Origin of the sequence: Campylobacter upsaliensis (assembly GCF_900637395.1) — a bacterium.
Taxonomy (GTDB): domain Bacteria; phylum Campylobacterota; class Campylobacteria; order Campylobacterales; family Campylobacteraceae; genus Campylobacter_D; species Campylobacter_D upsaliensis.
The window spans coordinates 734,723-752,981 of record NZ_LR134372.1 but is presented as its reverse complement, the minus strand read 5'-3'; the positions used below and the strand labels follow the sequence as shown (position 1 = coordinate 752,981).

At 33.8% G+C, this 18,259-nt stretch carries 20 protein-coding genes and 1 pseudogene; 8 read left to right on the top strand and 13 right to left on the bottom strand.

Annotated elements, in window-relative coordinates:
* Nucleotides 1–52 precede the first annotated feature (52 nt).
* From EL158_RS03830 to htrA, 6 genes are read right to left on the bottom strand one after another with little or no spacing between them, the layout of a single operon-like run.
* Nucleotides 53–925 carry an N-carbamoylputrescine amidohydrolase gene (locus EL158_RS03830; protein WP_027303993.1) on the bottom strand — a complete coding sequence of 291 codons (873 nt, stop codon included), beginning with the start codon at nt 923–925 and terminating at the stop codon, nt 53–55.
* Entirely contained in the window at nt 922–1,809 is an 888-nt protein-coding gene (locus tag EL158_RS03825) for a cation diffusion facilitator family transporter (protein WP_027303992.1), read from the bottom strand. Before EL158_RS03825 ends, EL158_RS03830 begins: the two co-directional genes overlap by 4 nt.
* Nucleotides 1,806–2,783, bottom strand: a complete 978-nt coding sequence (locus EL158_RS03820; RefSeq protein ID WP_027303991.1) for an agmatine deiminase family protein — start codon at nt 2,781–2,783, stop codon at nt 1,806–1,808. Before EL158_RS03820 ends, EL158_RS03825 begins: the two co-directional genes overlap by 4 nt.
* Before the next feature lie 54 nt (nt 2,784–2,837).
* Nucleotides 2,838–4,088: an ArsS family sensor histidine kinase gene (locus EL158_RS03815; RefSeq protein ID WP_027303990.1), complete on the bottom strand. Its 1,251-nt coding sequence runs from the start codon at nt 4,086–4,088 to the stop codon at nt 2,838–2,840.
* Nucleotides 4,085–4,759 carry a response regulator transcription factor gene (locus tag EL158_RS03810; RefSeq protein WP_004275120.1) on the bottom strand — a complete coding sequence of 225 codons (675 nt, stop codon included), beginning with the start codon at nt 4,757–4,759 and terminating at the stop codon, nt 4,085–4,087. The genes EL158_RS03815 and EL158_RS03810 overlap by 4 nt, the downstream gene beginning before the upstream one ends.
* Before the next feature lie 60 nt (nt 4,760–4,819).
* Entirely contained in the window at nt 4,820–6,232 is a 1,413-nt protein-coding gene (gene htrA / locus EL158_RS03805) for a serine protease HtrA (RefSeq protein ID WP_027303989.1), read from the bottom strand.
* A 151-nt stretch (nt 6,233–6,383) separates the two neighbouring features.
* Here htrA and EL158_RS03800 point away from each other — a divergent pair, with 151 nt between their 5' ends.
* From EL158_RS03800 to EL158_RS03765, 8 genes are read left to right on the top strand one after another with little or no spacing between them, the layout of a single operon-like run.
* Nucleotides 6,384–7,265: a DnaJ family protein gene (locus EL158_RS03800; protein WP_027303988.1), complete on the top strand. Its 882-nt coding sequence runs from the start codon at nt 6,384–6,386 to the stop codon at nt 7,263–7,265.
* Between the two features lie 11 nt (nt 7,266–7,276).
* Nucleotides 7,277–7,648, top strand: a complete 372-nt coding sequence (locus tag EL158_RS03795; protein WP_004275117.1) for a heat shock protein transcriptional repressor HspR — start codon at nt 7,277–7,279, stop codon at nt 7,646–7,648.
* Nucleotides 7,648–9,270: a cation:proton antiporter gene (locus EL158_RS03790; protein ID WP_027303987.1), complete on the top strand. Its 1,623-nt coding sequence runs from the start codon at nt 7,648–7,650 to the stop codon at nt 9,268–9,270. Before EL158_RS03795 ends, EL158_RS03790 begins: the two co-directional genes overlap by 1 nt.
* Before the next feature lie 8 nt (nt 9,271–9,278).
* Nucleotides 9,279–9,614, top strand: a complete 336-nt coding sequence (locus tag EL158_RS03785) for a hypothetical protein (protein WP_027303986.1) — start codon at nt 9,279–9,281, stop codon at nt 9,612–9,614.
* Nucleotides 9,607–10,227, top strand: coding sequence for an HAD family hydrolase (locus EL158_RS03780; protein ID WP_027303985.1), 621 nt, complete (start codon nt 9,607–9,609; stop codon nt 10,225–10,227). The genes EL158_RS03785 and EL158_RS03780 overlap by 8 nt, the downstream gene beginning before the upstream one ends.
* A 41-nt stretch (nt 10,228–10,268) precedes the next feature.
* Nucleotides 10,269–12,257 (top strand): glycine--tRNA ligase subunit beta, encoded by a 1,989-nt coding sequence (gene glyS / locus EL158_RS03775; protein ID WP_027303984.1) that lies wholly within the window; start codon nt 10,269–10,271, stop codon nt 12,255–12,257.
* Entirely contained in the window at nt 12,254–13,075 is an 822-nt protein-coding gene (gene pgp3 / locus EL158_RS03770) for a peptidoglycan metallopeptidase Pgp3 (protein ID WP_027303983.1), read from the top strand. Before glyS ends, pgp3 begins: the two co-directional genes overlap by 4 nt.
* Nucleotides 13,075–14,016, top strand: a complete 942-nt coding sequence (locus EL158_RS03765) for an SAM-dependent methyltransferase (RefSeq protein ID WP_027303982.1) — start codon at nt 13,075–13,077, stop codon at nt 14,014–14,016. The genes pgp3 and EL158_RS03765 overlap by 1 nt, the downstream gene beginning before the upstream one ends.
* Here EL158_RS03765 and EL158_RS03760 read toward each other — a convergent pair.
* From EL158_RS03760 to rpmB, 7 genes and pseudogenes are all read right to left on the bottom strand, one after another.
* Nucleotides 13,998–14,942, bottom strand: coding sequence for a Ppx/GppA phosphatase family protein (locus EL158_RS03760; protein WP_027303981.1), 945 nt, complete (start codon nt 14,940–14,942; stop codon nt 13,998–14,000). The genes EL158_RS03765 and EL158_RS03760 overlap by 19 nt on opposite strands.
* 9 nt (nt 14,943–14,951) lie before the next feature.
* Nucleotides 14,952–15,113 (bottom strand): annotated as a pseudogene (locus tag EL158_RS03755) (site-specific DNA-methyltransferase); the annotation flags it as partial.
* Between the two features lie 31 nt (nt 15,114–15,144).
* Complete coding sequence (locus EL158_RS03750) at nt 15,145–15,852, bottom strand: type II restriction enzyme NmeDI-related protein (protein ID WP_027303979.1); 708 nt, start codon at nt 15,850–15,852, stop codon at nt 15,145–15,147.
* Between the two features lie 10 nt (nt 15,853–15,862).
* Nucleotides 15,863–16,069, bottom strand: a complete 207-nt coding sequence (locus EL158_RS08740; protein WP_225532223.1) for a hypothetical protein — start codon at nt 16,067–16,069, stop codon at nt 15,863–15,865.
* Nucleotides 16,070–16,493: 424 nt separating this feature from the next.
* Nucleotides 16,494–17,615: a methyl-accepting chemotaxis protein gene (locus tag EL158_RS03740; protein ID WP_027303978.1), complete on the bottom strand. Its 1,122-nt coding sequence runs from the start codon at nt 17,613–17,615 to the stop codon at nt 16,494–16,496.
* A gap of 11 nt (nt 17,616–17,626) precedes the next feature.
* Entirely contained in the window at nt 17,627–17,842 is a 216-nt protein-coding gene (locus tag EL158_RS03735; RefSeq protein ID WP_004277194.1) for an HP1242/YdcH family protein, read from the bottom strand.
* Nucleotides 17,843–17,982: 140 nt separating this feature from the next.
* A complete protein-coding gene (gene rpmB, locus EL158_RS03730) occupies nt 17,983–18,177 on the bottom strand; it encodes a 50S ribosomal protein L28 (protein ID WP_004277192.1) in 195 nt (64 codons plus the stop codon).
* Nucleotides 18,178–18,259: the final 82 nt, after the last annotated feature.

Here is an 18,259-nt window from a genome sequence, read left to right as displayed (position 1 = left end):
TACACCTTTCTACATTTTTTAAAAATATAAGCAAATATCGTTCCAACTTAAACTAATCAATATATCTTTTTTGCAAATCGCCAAAAAATTCTATCCTTCTATCTCTTAAAAATGGCCACCACCTACGCACATTTTCGCTTCTTTTTAAATCTAACTCCACACAAGCACAAAGCTCACTCTCTTTATCAGCCAAGAAAAGCTCCTCGCCCTGTGGTCCATAAACAAAAGAATTTCCCCAAAATCTTATCCCTTTTTCCACCCCACTTTTATCCTCCTCAAAACCTACGCGGTTAATCGCCGCCACATAAAGTCCATTTGCTATGGCGTGGGCTTTTTGAATTCCTAGCCAAGCGTGAAGTTGTCTCTCTTTTTCCTCGTTTGTATCCTTATCAAACCACCCTATTGCTGTAGGGTAAATGAGAATTTCCGCTCCTTTTAAAGCCATAATTCTAGCCGCCTCAGGATACCACTGATCCCAGCAAATCAACACCCCAAGTCTTCCTACGCTTGTATTAATAGGCTCAAAACCCAAATCCCCGGGCGTAAAATAAAATTTTTCATAAAAGCAAGGGTCATCTGGTATGTGCATTTTGCGGTATTTCCCAGCTATACTTCCATTTTTTTCAAACACAATAGCCGTATTATGGTAAAGTCCCGCACTTCGCTTTTCAAATAAAGAAGTGATTAAAACCACCTCATTTTCCTTAGCAACCCCAGCCCAAAATTCCACATCTTTTTCATAATCTTTTGCCAAATCAAAATTTGCCACATCTTCACTTTGACAAAAATACTCACTTTGATGTAATTCTCCCAAACATACGAGCTTTGCACCTTCTTTTTTTGCTTTGATGATTAATTCGCAAGTTTTTTGCATTGTCTTTTCTTTAGTATTGTGGAATTTTTGCTGAATAAGTGCTATTTTCATATCCTGTCCCTTTCTTCATCTTGGTCATCGTAAGGATCAAGATGAATATGAATTTCCCATTTTTGCTCCTGTGAAATTTCTCTTATTTTTTGCTCAATTTCATCAGAAATTTGATGTGCGTTTAAAAGTGAAATTATGGGACAAAAAACTAAATGAACGCTAATATAATTTGTGCTTGGCGTTTTTCTTGTTTTAAGATTATGAAAAGAAATGACTTCTTGGTGATTGTTGATTAAAGTTTTGATTTTTTCTAAAATTTCTTCATCTAAAGCCTCGTCCATTAAGAAAGTAAGGGCTTTTTTGATGATTTTACTCGCACTAAAACTAGTATAAATACTCACAATAATCCCAAAAATCGCATCAATAATATGCCAATTTGTAAAATAAATCAAAATCAAAGCAAGAAGTGTGAAAAAATTGCTCAAAAAATCGCTCTTATAATGTAAGCAATCACTCTCCACTATCAAACTCTTTGTTTTTTTCGCCACAAAAGAAAGATAAAACACAAGCAAAAAAGTAACAACAAGAGCAAAAATCATCACAGCTATGCCCGAATTTAAATCCTCAACATTTTCTCTATGATAAATTTTCATCACACTTTGATAAAAGATGAAAATCCCTATCCCCACTATGAAACAACCCTCCAAAAAGCCCATTAAAGCTTCGATTTTAGAAAAACCGAAATTATAATGCTCGTTTGGTTTTTGGGCTGATTTTTTAAGGGCTAAGAAGTTAAAGGCAGAAATAACAAAATCCATCATAGAATCAATCGCACTCGAAAGCACCGCCACAGAACCACTTAAAATCCCCACGATAAATTTCACAATGGCTAAAAAAAACGCACAGCAAGTTGCTATAATGGTCGCTTGTTTGGCTAAATTCATCTAGGTCCCTTAAAGCGGTTTTGACAAGAGCAATGTAAGGAGCCATTTTGTCTTAGAAATACCCTTGCATCGACACCGATAACTTCGCGATTTTTTAAGTGAGCTTGGAGTCTTTTTTGCACCACTTCATCATTTTCATCCTTATAAAAAGGCACAATAAGAGCGTTGTTGATAAAAACAAAATTTGCATAAGTTGCTCCAAGTCTTCTGTCCTCGTAAAATAAAGGCTTTGGGATAGGAAGAGGGATAAGATTAAAATTTGTTTTTAAAAGCTCTTTTTCCATAGCTTTTAAGGGTGCGTAATGCTCGTCCTTTTCATCTTCGCAAATGCAGTAAGCTATGGTATTTTCATCGATAAAACGCGCTAAGGTATCAATGTGCCTGTCCGTATCATCGCCTTTTATAAAGCCATTTTCAAGCCAGATAATTCTTTCAAGTCCAAAATAATTCTTAAGCTTTTCTTCTATCTTTGCCTGATTTAAATTCACATTACGATTTGAGTTAAGCAGACAAAAAGAGCTTGTTAGCATTGTGCCAGCTCCATTAAAATCAATGCTCCCACCCTCTAAAATAAAATCACATTTTTCAAGCCTAGTTTGAAATTTTTCCTTAAAAAGCTTAGTGTTAAGGGCATTATCTAAATCGCTTTGAAATTTACCTCCCCAAGCATTAAAGGTAAAATCAAGAGCTTTCAATCTCCCATTTTCAAGCACATCAATCGCACCAAAATCTCTTATCCAAGTATCATTTGTTTCACATTTAAAAAATTCCACATTGTCAAATTCTTTAAAGGGCGTAAAGTCCTCATCATTTGGTGCTATAAGCAAAAGCTTTTGAAAATGACTTGCAGTTTTTACAAATTCCTTATAGGCTTCAATAATTTCACTTAAATAAGGCTTCCAGTCTGTATTTTTATGCGGTAAAGCAAGCATTAAACACTCTTGCTCACTCCATTCGGCGATTGATTTTATCATTTACATACCTTTTTTGATAATAAAAAGCTAATTGTAGCAAATTTATAGCTTTTGTCAAGATTCGCCTATGATAATCTCTTTTAAACCTCTAAAATAAAATAAATTCACTCCGTCCTCATAAGCATAATCAAGCTTCATATTATGGCTTTCAAGTATAGTATTTACAATATAAAGTCCAAGTCCAAAGCTTGATTTTTGTTTTGAGCCTTGCGTAAAGGCTTGTGTGTAATATTCTAAGGTATTATTAAGCTCATCGCCCCTATTTTTAAAACAAATATAATCTTCCATAATGTCAATTTGCACAAAACCATCAAGAGAATGCTTAATGCCATTGTCAATCATATTTTTAATCGCTGTGGTGAAAAGCTTAAAATCAACATTGACAAAAAAACTTTCCCCCATAAAAATACGCATACTGCTTTCATCACGCATAGAAATTTCTTTAGCTTCGTCTAAAATGTCTAAAATATTGTATTTTTTGCGGTTAATAAAGGCTGCACCCGAAGTAATTTGCTCAATCGCCGCAAATTCATTAATTAAAATTTCAAGGCGATTAAATATCCCCTCAAGTCTTTCTTTATACTTATCATCTTCAAGCATTTCAAGCGTTATAAGTCCTTTTGTGATAGGTGTTTTTAGCTCGTGCATCATATTTCTTAAGAAAAATTGCCGCGATTGATTAAGCTTTATGATTTGCAAGATGGCACGATAAAAAGCCTCGGATACTTGTGAAATTTCATCATTTCCCGTGCTGACATTTTCGACTTCATTAAGTTTGCCTCGTGCAAAGCGGTCAATTTGCTTTTTTAAAGCTCTTAAAGGCTTTAATTTTTTAAGTGTAAAAAAATAAAGCAAAATAAGCATAATAAAAACAGCAACCCCTATAACCTTAATGATAAAATAACGGTAGCTTTGATATTCTTGGTCTTCATAGAGATAAATTTCATCATCATAAACTATATTTAAATAAACCGCATCTTTATAGGAAATGATCTCCACTCTACCCTTATCTATGGCAACTTTTTCTAAAACTTCACCCTGTTTTAAAATACCTTGAAGTTCTTTTTCATCTTCAATTCTTATCATTTTATTGTAGGCTTTAGTTTGCTCTTCAAATTCTTTTTCATTTATCATACCATTAAGTTGCAAAAGCTTGACATTAGCAATAAGAGAGTATTTGGCATTAAGCTCTCTTGTGTAGTTTTGCTGGTCATAGGCTATAAGCCACAAAAAGCCAAGCGTTACACTCACTCCAGCAAAAAGAAAAATGAAAGTTATAGTATAAAAAATGGACGAGCGGTTCATTGCGTAAGCTTATAGCCTATACCGCGTATGGAGTGGATATATTTTGGCGTTTTAGGATCATCGCCCATTTTTTGACGAATACGGCTAATAATAACATCAATGCTTTTATTAGAACTATCCTCACTAATGGAAGAGCAATTATACACAAGCTCTTCACGACTTACCACTCCGCCTTCTTTTTTAATAAGATAGCTTAAAATATCAAATTCAGCATTTGTAAGAGTAAGCTCCTCGCCTTTCATAGTGATGATGTGCTTGTATTGATCATAAATAAGGTCTTTCACGCTTTTTGCTATGGCATTTTTTGTATGGCAAATGCGTCTTAAATGGCTTTTAATGCGAGCTTGAAGCTCTTTGGGATTATAGGGCTTTGGCAAATAATCATCTGCCCCAAGCTCCAACGCATTAACTTTATCGCTAATATCGTGTCTGGCACTTGAAATAATAATAGGCGTGTCATATTTTTTACGAATTTCCTCGCACACTTCAAGTCCGTCAATCCCCGGCAATGATAAATCAAGTATGATAAGCTGATATTCTTTTAAAGCAAGTTTTGAAAGCCCTATATAGGGCTCGTGAGCTATATCGACTTTCATATCAAATTGTTCCAAATACTCCGCCGTGATTTCAGCTAATTCTAAATCATCTTCTATCATAAGAATATTTGTCATTTTGCTCCTTTGACTAAAATAAAAAATTCTAAAATAAATTTCATAACAAAAAGAAAACGCCTATTTTAACACAAGCAAAGTTATCACACCTCCGCGATATACCCAAATTTTAATCCACGCATTTTTTGCTTGATTTTTTAAAGTATTTTGCAAATCTTTAAGATCTTTTACCTCACTCTGCCCTACAGCTATGATAATATCACCTTCTTTAAAACCCGCATCCTTAGCCTTACTTTTAGGTTTGACACTATCAATTAAAACGCCATTTATCTCACTTGGCACACCAAGACGCGTTTTTAAATTGCTATCTAAATTTTTTAAATTTAAGCCTTCAATTAAACTATCTTGAACGCTCTTCACATCACTTATTTCATCACCTTTTAAAATGAAATTGATTTGATTTTCTTTACCATCTCTTTCATAAAGCAGTGAAATTTTTTGATTAGGTTCGAGTGTGCCTATATAATTTTTTAAATCATTTGGACTTTTAATGTTTTTATCATTGACTTTTAAAACCAAATCGCCCCTTTTAAGTCCCGCTTCATCGGCTGATGAACCTTTTTGCACATCGGTGATTAAAGCGCCTTCGCTATTTTTATAAACCTTTTTACTATCGCCCTTAAGTGCTGTTATGCTCACACCCAAAAAGCCTCTTTCTATCTTGCCTTTTTCTATGAGTTTTTTTGCTACATCTTTGACCATATTAGAAGGAATAGCAAAGCCTATGCCGTTATTTCCACCGCCTCTTGATAAAATAGCCGAATTAATCCCTACTAAAGCGCCTCTAGTATCAACTAAAGCACCACCTGAATTACCCGGATTAATTGAAGCGTCCGTTTGTATGAAATTTTCATATTGATTTAAGCCTATATTGTCTTTATTAAGGGCTGAAATAATCCCACTTGTTACACTAAAACCCACACCAAAAGGATTGCCAAGAGCAAAAACAACATCGCCCTCTAACAATTCGTCCGAATTTGAAAAACTCACCGCTGAAAGATTATTTGCCTCGATTTTAATGACAGCTAAATCCGTCTTAGGATCTTTTCCTATCAATTTAGCCTTATACTCCATATCACTTTGCGGCAGGGTAACGCTTATGCTATCGACATTTTCGACCACATGATTATTTGTAACGATATAACCATCTTTTGAAATAATCACACCAGAACCCACACTCGCAATCACTTCTTTTTCATTTTGCCCTCTTCTTTGAAAAGGGTCAAAACCAAAAAATTGCTTAAAATATGGATCGTCAAAAAAATCATCAAAAGGCGAATTTGCTCTCGTAATCGTTTTTGAAGTTGAGATATTAACGACCGATTTTTTAACCTCTTTAATAGAATCATAATAAGACAGCAAAACGCCATTTGCTGGATTGATTCTTTCGATTTTAGAATCTACTTCATTAAATTCTACATTTGCCGCACATAATATACTCGCCAATGAAAGCGATAAAATAATTTTTTTCATTATACTCTCCTTAAAAATTAGCTTGATAGTATAAAACTCAAACTTTAAAAATTTGTAAATGAAACCTTGAGTGTAAAAATATATTAAACTTGATTGACTAAGACTAAACTTTATGCTATAATCACGCCCTATAATTTTTTAAGGAAAAATAATGAATAGTCTTTATGAAACACTTGGCGTTAGCAAAAATGCTAGCAATGATGAAATTAAAAAAGCTTATAGACGCCTTGCTAGACAATATCACCCAGACATTAATAAAGAAAAAGGTGCAGAAGAAAAATTTAAAGAAATTAACGCCGCTTACGAAATTTTAAGTGATGAAAAAAAACGCGCTCAATATGATAGATATGGAGACTCTATGTTTGGAGGACAGAGCTTTAGCGATTTTTCTAGAAATTCTGGCGATATGGATTTAGATGAAATTTTAAAAAATTTATTTGGCGGAGGCTTCTCTGGCGCAAAAGGTTTTGGGGGCAGTAGCTTTGGAGGCGGAAATTTTGGAGGATTTGGAGGGGGTTTTGGTGGCTTTTCTGGGGAAGATTTAGACCTAAGTGCGAGCATTAGCATACCCTTTGAAGTGGGAATTTTAGGAGGAGAGCATAGCATTAATTTCAATGGCGAAACAATTAAATTAAAAATTCCACACGGCATTAAAAATAATGACAAAATAAGAATTCGCGGTAAAGGCAAAAAACTAGGCTCTCAAGTAGGAGATCTAATCGTCAAAGTGAGTTTAGAAAAAAGCGAACTTTATGAGCGTGATGAAGATGATTTGACAAGAAAGCTTGATATTAGTTTAAAAACAGCACTTTTTGGCGGAAAAGTAAATCTTAAAACACCAAAAAAAGAAGTCAGCATTAAAATCCCTCCCAATTCTAAAAATGGACAAAAAATTCGCCTCAAGGGTTATGGCGTGCAAAATAGAAAGAGTGGAATTTTTGGAGATTTATATCTCGTTTTAAATGTGCTTTTACCTAATGCTGAGGATTTAGACCCTAAAGTGCGTCAAATTTTAGAAGAAAAATTATCTTAAAAGGAGCAACAATGCAACATAATTACGATGAGCCTGTTTATCTTATAAGCGTGGTGGCAAAGGTTTTAAGTATCCATCCACAAACACTTAGGCAGTATGAAAGAGAGGGGCTTGTAGAGCCTAGCAGAACGGATGGTAAAATTAGACTTTATTCGCAACGCGATATCGATAGAATTAAGCTTATTTTAAGACTTACGCGTGATATGGGCGTGAATTTAGCTGGGGTCGATGTCATCTTAAAGCTTAAAAATCAACTAAGCGAATTTGAAGCTTTGATTGACGAGCTTCGCTTAGAGCTTGATAAAAGGGATAATAATGGTAAATCAAAAGCCGTAGTTAAGCATAAAAATAGCTTTGATTTAATTTTTTATGAGAAAAATTAATGGGTGATTTTTTAGAAATTTTTTTAATCACTTCAGGGCTTGCTGTTCTTTTAAATGTTTTTTTTAAAAAATTTGAAATTCCTACCATTATAGGCTATATCTTAGTCGGCATCATCATCTCTTATGCTTATGGTTTTAGTGGCAGTGAAGAGCTTACGCACATCGCCGAATTCGGGATAGTTTTTTTAATGTTTACCATAGGGCTTGAATTTTCCTTTACGCATTTAATGGCGATGAAAAAAGAAGTTTTTTTAAATGGCTCTTTACAAGTAACAATTTGTGGCTTAGTATGCTTTTTACTCGTGCTAGGAATTTTAGGACTTGGCTGTAAGGTAGGCATTATCGTAGGCTTTGCGCTTGCACTCTCCTCCACAGCTGTGGTGCTTAAAATTTTAAATGATAGTGGCGACATTAAAGAGCAATATGGCAGAAAAACGCTAGGAATTTTAATATTCCAAGATATAGCCGTGATACCACTTTTACTTCTTGTAGATATTTTTTCTTCAAACAATCAAAACATCACCCAACTCATACTTACCACACTCATTAGCGTTGTGATTTTACTTACCTTGCTTTATTTGATAGGAAAATACCTAATTGATAGAATTTTTCACTTTGTTATCCGTGCTTCATCAAATGAACTTTTTATCCTAACCGTGCTTTTTATCGTTATGGGGGCGAGTTTTTTAGCACATTATTTTGGTTTTTCTTACTCGCTTGGAGCTTTTATTGCTGGCGTTTTGATAGCAGAAACTAAATATAAGCATAAAATAGAAGCAGACTTAGTGCCATTTAGAGATCTACTTTTAGGACTTTTCTTTATCTCTGTGGGTATGCAGATTAATTTTAAAATCATCTTTGAAAATTGGGACCTTATCTTACTTTTAACCTTGCTTGTTGGACTCTTAAAATTTGGCGTTATTTTTGGAATTTTGGCAATTTATAACAAAAAACGAGTTGCCATTAAAACCGCTTTTAGTATAGCGCAAATAGGCGAATTTGCACTAGCCATTTTTTCTCTTTTACAGGTAAAAAATATGCTAGATGGTCAAACCGCTCAAATTCTCATTGTCGTCTCTATTATCACTATGATTTTAACTCCCTTTGTTTTAAATAATATTAGACGCATTTCAAACGCCGTTGAAGACATTATACAAACGCAAGAAGCAGTGCAACCACAAGTCGTAAATTCTACGCTTAAAAATCATATAGTTATTTTTGGTTATGGAATCATCGGTCAAGAGGTTGTGCAAAAGATTAAAAATAGCGGTGTGCCTTATTTGGTTTTAGAAAATGATTTAAATTTAGTCAAACTTGGTTTAAGTCGGGGTGAAAATGTCTATTTCGCTAACGCAGCTCAAGAAGAAACGCTTAAAATTGCAAACATTGAAGAATGTGCTGTCGCTATCATCACTATTTTTAACGAAGCACGGCTAGCAATGCTCCAGCAAGCCTTAGAAAGTTATGGTGAGGTTGATATTGTGATTTATACAAATAATAGCTCCAAAAAACTCTTTTATTCTAAAATAGACAAAAATGTCGAAATCGTGCAAACAGAAAGAGTTTTAGCAAGAGCTTTAATTAGTGCAGCCCTTGAAAAACGCATTAGTAAAAATGCTTAAGGTAAAATATGGCTTTTGATAAAGAAAAAAGTTTAAGAGTTAAATATCTAAGAAATTTAGAGAAATTTGCAAATTCCGCCATCAATGGACTTAAAAAAGAAGATTTTGACCAGCAAAAATTCCAAGAAAGAATGCTTAAAAATTCCAAATTTTTTAAAGAAAATGAAGTAGTCTTTTTAAATTCAAGCTACGCAAAAAATTTGGAAAGTTTTGTTAATGCTTGTTTGGATTTTAATCGCTCAAAAGAAGATCTACTAAGCCTTGCAAACGCCCTCGATAAGCAGAAAAAACAAAGCGGAAAAAAAGAAAAACATAAAAATTATTTAAAGGATTTTAATGATTAATGTATTTTTCGATATGGACGGCACATTAATTGATAGTGCTAACGCCATTAGTGCGGCAGTAAATGAAATAAGAGCAGAATTAAAACTAAGTCCAATGAAGCGTGAGGATATAATGCGTATCATCAATACCCCGCAAATTGACTGGGCAAAAGAGCTTTACGAAATGAAAAATTTCAATCATTCAAGCTTTAAAGAGGGCTTTGAAAAATACTTCATCAAGCATTATCAGCAAAGTGTTGTGCTATTTGAGGGCATTAAAGAAATTTTAGACTTTTTAAAAGAGCAAAAATGCTATCTAGCCATAGCTACAAATGCTCCACAAAGCTCACTTACGCAGATTTTAAACAAGCATAATATTTTGCCTTATTTTGACAAAATTTTAGGAGTGAGTGTCGGCATAGAGCCTAAACCAAGTCCAATGATGCTTCATTTATTAAAAGAAGAAGCACCCTATCAAACAAGCCTTTTTATAGGCGATAGTGCTAAAGACAAAGAAGCCGCGCAAAGAGCTGATATACCCTATTATCACGCTAAGTGGTATGAAAAAGACCTCAAAGAAAACGAATTTAGCAATGCCAAAGAATTACTAAATTTTTTAAAAAATCATTTGTAAAGAAAAGTTACAATAATAAAAATTTACCAAAAGAGTGCATAATGAAAGAATTATTAATCGAAATTCTCACAGAAGAGCTTCCAGCCATCCCCTTTCTTAAAGAACTTCCTAACATCAAAGGAAAATGGGAAAAACTTTTAAAAGAATACCGCCTAGAAGCTGAGTTTGACTTTTACTATACTCCACGCCGCTTAGTTTTTTTTCACCCTCATTTTAAAACAAAGCAAGAAAATAGCCTTGTTGAGTTTATAGGAGCGCCAAAAAATGTCGCTTATAAAGACGGGAAATTAAGCCAAGCTGGACTTAGCTTTATCCAAAAAGTAGGCATTGATGAGACACAAATTTGCTTTAGGGAGATTAAGGGTAAAGAAGTTTTATATTATCAAAAAGAGCTTGAAGGTAAAGAAAGTAGCGAAATTTTAGGCGAGATGATAGAAAACTTTTTAAAAAGTCTTCATTTTGGTAAAAGTATGCGTTGGGGAGCGTATCAATTTGAATTTATCCGTGCGATTCGCAATATTGCTTGCGTTTTGGGTGAGGACTTAGTCAAATTTCAAAGCTATGGAGTGCAAAGCTCTAAACAAACTTTCGTGCATAGAAGCGTGAGTTATGAGGCTTTTGCCTTTAAAAATGCTAAAGAATATTTTGAGCTTTTGGAAGAAAATTTTGTCATTTTAGACCCTGAAAAAAGAAAAGAAAAAATCATAGAAAGCTTTAAACTCATCGAAACAAAAGAAAATTTAAACATAGCACAAGATGATGAGCTTTTGGAAGAAGTCATCGCTATCACAGAATATCCAAACGCGCTACTTGGTAGCTTTGAGAGCGAATTTTTAGAAATTCCTAGCGAAGTCATCATCACTTCAATGCGTGAAAATCAACGCTACTTCGCTATTTTCGATGAAAAAGGACTTAGCAATCATTTCATAGTGGTTAGCAATGCTGTTTGCAAAGATTATTCTAAAATCATACACGGCAATGAAAGAGTGCTTCGTGCAAGGCTAAGTGATGCGATGTTTTTCTACAAAAATGACTTGCAAAAGGGCTTAGAGCCTGAAAAATTAAGCAAAATGCTCTACCTTGACTCGCTTGGCACGGTGATGGATAAGGTCGAAAGGGAGAAGGCATTGGCACTTCTTTTATGTAAGTTTTTAGATAATGACAAACAAGAAGCTATTTTACAAGCCGTGCATTTTTCCAAAGCCGATTTAGCTACGCAAATGGTCTATGAATTCCCAAATTTACAAGGCATTATGGGATCTTACTATGCGGAAAAAATGGGACTTAGCTATGAAATTTCTTTAGCCATAAAAGAACAATATTTGCCAAATCAATCCGCTCTTCCAAGTAGTGAATTTTCAAGCATAGTCGCTCTTGCTTACAAATTTGACACTCTACTCTCACTTTTTTCCATAGGTAAAATTCCAAGTGGCACGAAAGATCCTTACGCTTTAAGAAGAGCGGCAAATGGAATTTTAAAAATTTTGCTTCATTTGGGTAAAAAATTTGATCTAAACGCCTTTTTAAAGGAGGCTAGTAAAACTTATAAAAGCTTTGATTTAAACTTACTTTATGATTTTATTTTAGAAAGAATTTATCCTTTTTATGAGGCTAACCCATCTTTTATCAAGGCTGTTTTAAGCACAAAAAATAGCGATCTTATCCATATAGACGCCGCCGTAAAAGCCCTTATAGAATTAAGCAAAAAAACAAATTTTAACGAAAATTTTTCCACCTTTAAACGCCTTGCAAATATCACTACAAAAAATGAGAATTTAATCGATGAAAGCCTGTTTGAAAATGGAACAGAAAAAAAACTTTATCTCGCCTTTAAGGAAAGCTTAAAGGTGCAAAATCTTAAGCAAAAATTAGAAAGTCTTTTTGCTCTAAAGCCTTTTATTGACGAATTTTTTGAAAATGTGATGATTAATAGCGAAAATGAAAAGCTTAAAAATAATCGCCAAGCCCTCATTTTTGCTATTTATAATGAATTTTTAAAGATCGCTGACATTAAAGAGTTAAGCCTATGAAAAAACTCGTTTTTTTAGCATTTTTCACACTTTTTAGCTTTGCAGATACCAATTTGGAGCTTGTTAAAGGACAGGCTTTATTTTTAGAATTTGAAAAAGCAAATTTGAAAGAATTAAAAATAAAAGATCAAAATTTGCCCTATTTTACCCATCCAAAAGATAATGGTAAAGTTCTAGCCATTTTTTCCCTGCCCTATAAAAATCCTGCCAAAAACACTCAAATAGAGGCTTTTTATAAGGATAAGAAAAAAGAAATTTTTCACATCACTATGTTAGAAGGTCATTATACAAGCGAGAAAATCATCGTCCAAGCACAAAAAGTCTTCCCTCCCCAAAAGGTGCAAAAACGCATACAAAACGAGCTAAAAGAAGCCAATGCCATTTATGCGAAATTTACCCCAGAAGCCTTATTTAATGGTGCTTTTATAAAGCCGCTTGATAGTTTTATCACAAGTGATTTTGGTAGGGCTAGAATTTTTAACGAACAAGTGGCAAGCTATCACAGCGGAACAGACTTTAGAGCTGCCATAGGCACGAAAATTAAAGCTGCAAATTCAGGTATAGTAAGACTGGCTAAAGACCGCTATTATGCAGGGCTTTCTGTCATTATAGACCACGGATATGGCATTTATTCGCAGTATTATCATCTTTCAAAATTAAGCGTTAAAGTAGGTGAAAAAGTCAAAAAGGGACAAATTATAGGACTTAGTGGAGCAAGTGGCAGGGTGAGCGGTCCGCATTTGCATTTTGGAATTTTTGCAGGAGGAAAGCAAATCGACCCTTTAGATTTTATGCAAAAATTTAACGCCCTTTTCTAATGCTTTTTAGCGAATTTTTTCAAAAATGGCTTTATGAGAGCTATTATAAAAACGGCGTTTTTGTCGGCAAAAGGGGCGATTTTTACACGGCTGTGAGCGTGGGAGAGCTTTTTGGCTCTTTGTTAGCAAAGCATTTTTTAAGTCTTATTGACAAACAAATTCTAACACCCCCCCTACAAGTAGTCGAGATAGGCGCTAATGAGGGCTACTTAAGTCGCGATTTTTTAAGTGCCTTAGTGCAATTTCGTCCAAGCATTTTTGAAAAGCTAGAATTTCACATCATAGAACCTCACGAAAAATTGCAAATTTTACAAAAACAAACCCTAAAAGGCGTAGAATTTACCCATCATCACTCTTTCAAAGAGACGCATTTCCAAAATGCTTTTATCTTTTGCAATGAGCTATTTGATAGTTTTGCTTGCGATTTGATAGATAATGGCAAAATGGCTTTTATTGAGGATTTTAAATTTATTTTTAAGCCTCTAAGTCCCGCACTTAAAAAGCAATGTGAGCTTTTAAAATTACAAAAAGGCGAATTTAGCTTTTATTTGTCAAATTTTTTTGAGGATTTAAACGCGGCTTGCGATAGCTTTATTTTTGCGGGGTTTGATTATGGAGAATTTTTACCACAACGATTTAGTTTAAGAATTTATCAAAATCATCAACTTTTTGATCCTTTTGAAGTAGATTTAAGGGCATTTTTTGGCAAAAGCGACTTAACCTATAATGTCAATTTTACACACCTACAATATCTTATCGAAAAATATCATTTTAAGCTTTTAAGCTTAGAAAAACAAAGCAAAGCTCTGCTTGAATTTGGGCTTGAAAGCATTATAGAGCAAAGTGAAAATAAAGAAAAACTGCTCTCTCAAGCCAAGCATTTATTTTTCAATTTTGACGCAAAATTTCACTTTTTTGAGTTTCAAAAAAGTCCTTTATAATACGCCACACAAACACCCTCCCTCAAGCCTTCATCGATGATAATAAGCTCCTCTTTATCAAAAAGAGCAAAAAGCAAAAACGCACCGGCGACAAGATAATTTTTACGCATATTTCCCACCCAAAAACACGCCTCACTCTCACTCATATGCCAAAGTTTGAGTGCGAAATTTAAAAAATCCCAAGATAAAACTCGCATACCATTGACCCTTTTAGCATCATAATTTTCATAAGAAAGCCCTAGTTTAAAAGCAGCCAAGCTAGTAGGAACGCCGGAATTTAAGACTATGCGTTTTATCTTTTGTTTTCTTAAAACCTTTTTTGGCTCTTTAACCACTTCAAAAGCCCTAAAGGCAAGGGCTTTGAGCTTCTTATCTTTAATGAGAGTTTGAATAAGGAGTTTTTTATCCTTTGTTTGAAGTGGCGGCAGAGCTTTAAAAGTCTCATTGCTAGTCATTTTAAAGCCCTCATAAAAGCTTATAATGCCAAAATCAAAACTTAAATAATTTTCCCTAAAAGACAACTCACAACTCGCCCCTCCCAAGTCGCAAAAGCCAAATTCTTGATGTAAATTAAGAGCTAAAAGTCCGCTTTGCATCCCCAAAACGCTAAGTTTAGCTTCCGTTTGTGCGGAGATAAGTTTAAAAGTAATACCAAATTCCTCTTTTAGCTCCCTAAAAATCAAATTTGTATTTTCTGCCTTTCTAAAAGCAGCGGTAGCTACGGCTAAAGCCCTGCTTAAATCGTGCTTTTTACCAAGCTCTCTTAAGGCGTTTTTAAGTCTTACTATCGCTTCATTTTCTATCACTTTATTTTGACCTAAATTTCTCGCCGCACCTATGATAAATTCATACTCTTCTAGCTTTTCCAAAGCTTCGTTCATTTTCACAGCTCTTAAAGTATTTGAGCCTAAATCTATGCCTAGCATTATTGTCCTTTAAAAAAGTGTTTGCTGCAAATCTTTAATTTTTCTTTTAAATTCTTCAAATTTAGTATCTAATTCATTTTTACGCTTTATACTCAAATTAATAAATTCACTTTCTTTTTCAATACCTATAAATTGTCTATGTAAAAGATTTGCGGCAATCCCTGTGGTGCTATAAATGGATCGCAAATTATAAAATTTGCCATTAAATGCCCATTTCATATTTCATACTTTCATTTTCATATTGTTTTACAATACTTTCATAATCTGCAAAATTCACAAAATCTTTAATAGGCTTATAAATTGAATTTTCCATTATAGAAAGAAATTGTGCCTTGCGTTTTTTATCAGCAACAATATAAAATTTTGAACGAAAATCTTGTAATTCAAAAAATTTATTCAAAGAGTTTTTAAAATCTGTTGAATGCTCCACCTCATAAAATGCGTGAGGCATTTTGCGTTCATTAAACCATATACTATCAATAGTTTTTGCCTTGTTTATTAGCTCTAAATAAGTAAAAGTGCAAATTGTGTCTAAGGTTGCTATGTCTTTTAGTGGCTTGTTGATAAAGAGTTTATTTTTATCCTGTGCGGGTATAAATGTTTGAAATCCTCTTAATGCTCCTAATTCAGTGATAATTCCTTGATAATATGTGTGAGTAAAATGCGGGTTTTCAGTAGTATTTGTAGTGATGTGTAGATTTTTTATAATCATATCTTTTTGGTGAGATAATCCCCAAAGTCCGGGTTTAATTTTAAAAAATTCTTTGTTTGTTTGCACTATTCTCCTTATGGAAGCATAAGGCGTTTTAGTTTTCCATATTGAAGTATCTACAAGAGCATAGAGCTGTCCTAGTGTTGCCACACCCTGTAATGTTTCAAATATGTGGATTACGCATTCTTTTTGTGACATAATTAAACCTTTATAAATTTGATACTGATAAGCCAAAAATTTGCAATGGAATATACTCAAAATAATATCTGCAATTCACGCTAATAATATAATCTAAAACATCTCTATATTCTAGCTTTCTAAACCAATCACTTAGCAAATACACATACTTCACTTCCATATTAAGATTAGAGAGAAGTTTTTGATATTGTTTCTTATTAAAATCGCAAATTAGCAACTCATCAACCGACTCCGCAACTTGCTGAAATTTACACTCAATGATAAAAAATGTGTTATTGATGATAATATAAGCAAAAGCTTTTTAGAAATAATATCTCGCCAATTTAATCCACGCTCTTGTAAAAAGCTATAAAACTTATACTTTTAAAGATTTGTGCCACCAACTCATCATCATAAAACACTTTTCCAACGCTATCAACGACATATCCTTTGCCGGGATAATGTCGCTAAATCCACTTTCCCTTCAAAAACTAGCCCCGTTTTTGTATTTGCTCCACCAATGCCATTTGCTATCATCAATTCCTCTTTAATTTAATCTCATATTATGAATAAAATTTGAATTGTAACATATTTAAACGACAAAATATCTTTAATTTTATAAGTTGAAATCGATAGCACCCACCTCAAAAGAGGTGGCGATATTATGCTTGGGTTTGTTGAGTTTGAGCTTGATACGATTCTGTAATCATAGTTTTGAAAACTTCAAAAAGTCTTAGCGAAGCTATTTCTGCTGTCTTGCATTTTTCGGCGATTTTATGTTGCGTAGCCTTGCTTGTTACATCTTCTGTGCCAGCAATTTGAATAGCTGAGTTCATATTTTCATGAACATTTTGATGTGGCTCATTAATATTTAAGAAACTTCTGCTTTGTCCAAATCTTTCTTTACCAGTGCTGGCAAGCCATTTGCCAAGACGACAACTAAAGTGGTCTGCAAGGGCTTTATTTGATTTGGCAAAAATTTCCTTGTAGCCGTTAAGTTTAAAGGCAATGTGATCAAGTTTAGCTAAAGAAACAAAAGCTTCCGAAGCAATGCCAACAGCATTTGCATTTGTCGAGTGTGCTTCGCTGACAAGATTGCTAAATTTGTCAGAGAAATTCATAATGTGCGCGTTAGAATCCATTGAGATTTTCTCCACTTGCTCACTTTGAGAATACATCTCATTGGCATTTTGCTTAAGTAAGTTAATATTCATTTCAACTTCAGCTGTGGCTTTTTGAGTTTTTTCAGCAAGCTTTCTAACTTCATCTGCCACGACAGCAAAGCCTCTTCCGTGTTCCCCAGCTCTTGCAGCTTCAATAGCAGCATTGAGTGCAAGAAGATTTGTTTGATCGGAAACATCTTTAATAAGATTAATAACATTAGAAATTTCATCAACGCTTCTATGTAGCGTTCCTGCGGTATCTCTCGATTTGTTTGCAGACTCTATAATATCGCTCAAAGAAGCGTTAATAGAGTGCGTGATGTGATTTAGCTCATCCATCGCCCCAAGAGAAGTTTGAGAATAGGTAGAAATCACTTCAGCCTTATTAACATTTTCAAGCATATCATTTTGTACTATAGTGATATTTTCTAAAACGCCCTTAAGCAAAATATCCAAAAGATCTGTTTTTAGAGTCGATTCTGAATCCGCCTTTTCCAAACTGGCAATTTTATTTTTAAGCTCTAAATTTTCAACTTGTAGATTTGAAACCTGATTAAGTAATTTTTGATTTTCATCTTTTAAGGATTGTAAATCTGCTCCACTACTTTTTGCATTAAACATATAAATTCTCCCTATTTTTTATAATTTGCAAGATATTGAGCTAACTCGTCTTTAACATGGAGTTTTTCTTTTTTTAGTGTAGAAATTTCCGCATCACTTAAAAAAGCTCTGCCCTCTTCAGCGTCTTTAATCTTATCATCAAGCTCATTATGACGCTCAAAAAGCTTATCAAAATGAGCATCCTTTCCCTTAAGCTCCGACATTAAGTCTCTAAATTCATGTAGCATAAAAACTCCTTTTTTGTATATTAAAAGCTAGATTATAACAAAAAAAGTATAATTTTTGTTTAAAAATTTTCAAAAATTGTTTATACTTGTTACTTGTAAAAATTTGCAAGTTAATCAATTGAGGATTTACTCCTCAAAGATTATTTAGAATTTTGTTTTTTGAGTGTTCTTAAAGTTGAAGCGGCAATTCTTACTTTTCTCGTTGTGCCGTCTTCTAAAGTAATGCGAACTGTGCGAAGATTAGGTAGAAAGCGTCTTTTAGTTTTATTGTTCGCGTGGCTGACATTATTACCTACCATAGGTCCTTTTCCTGTGATTTGACAGATTCTTGCCATTTTTTATCCTTTTAAATTTTTTAAAACGCAAATTATAGCAATTTAAGCTTAAAATTAATCTAAAAAAGGTTAAAATTAGCAT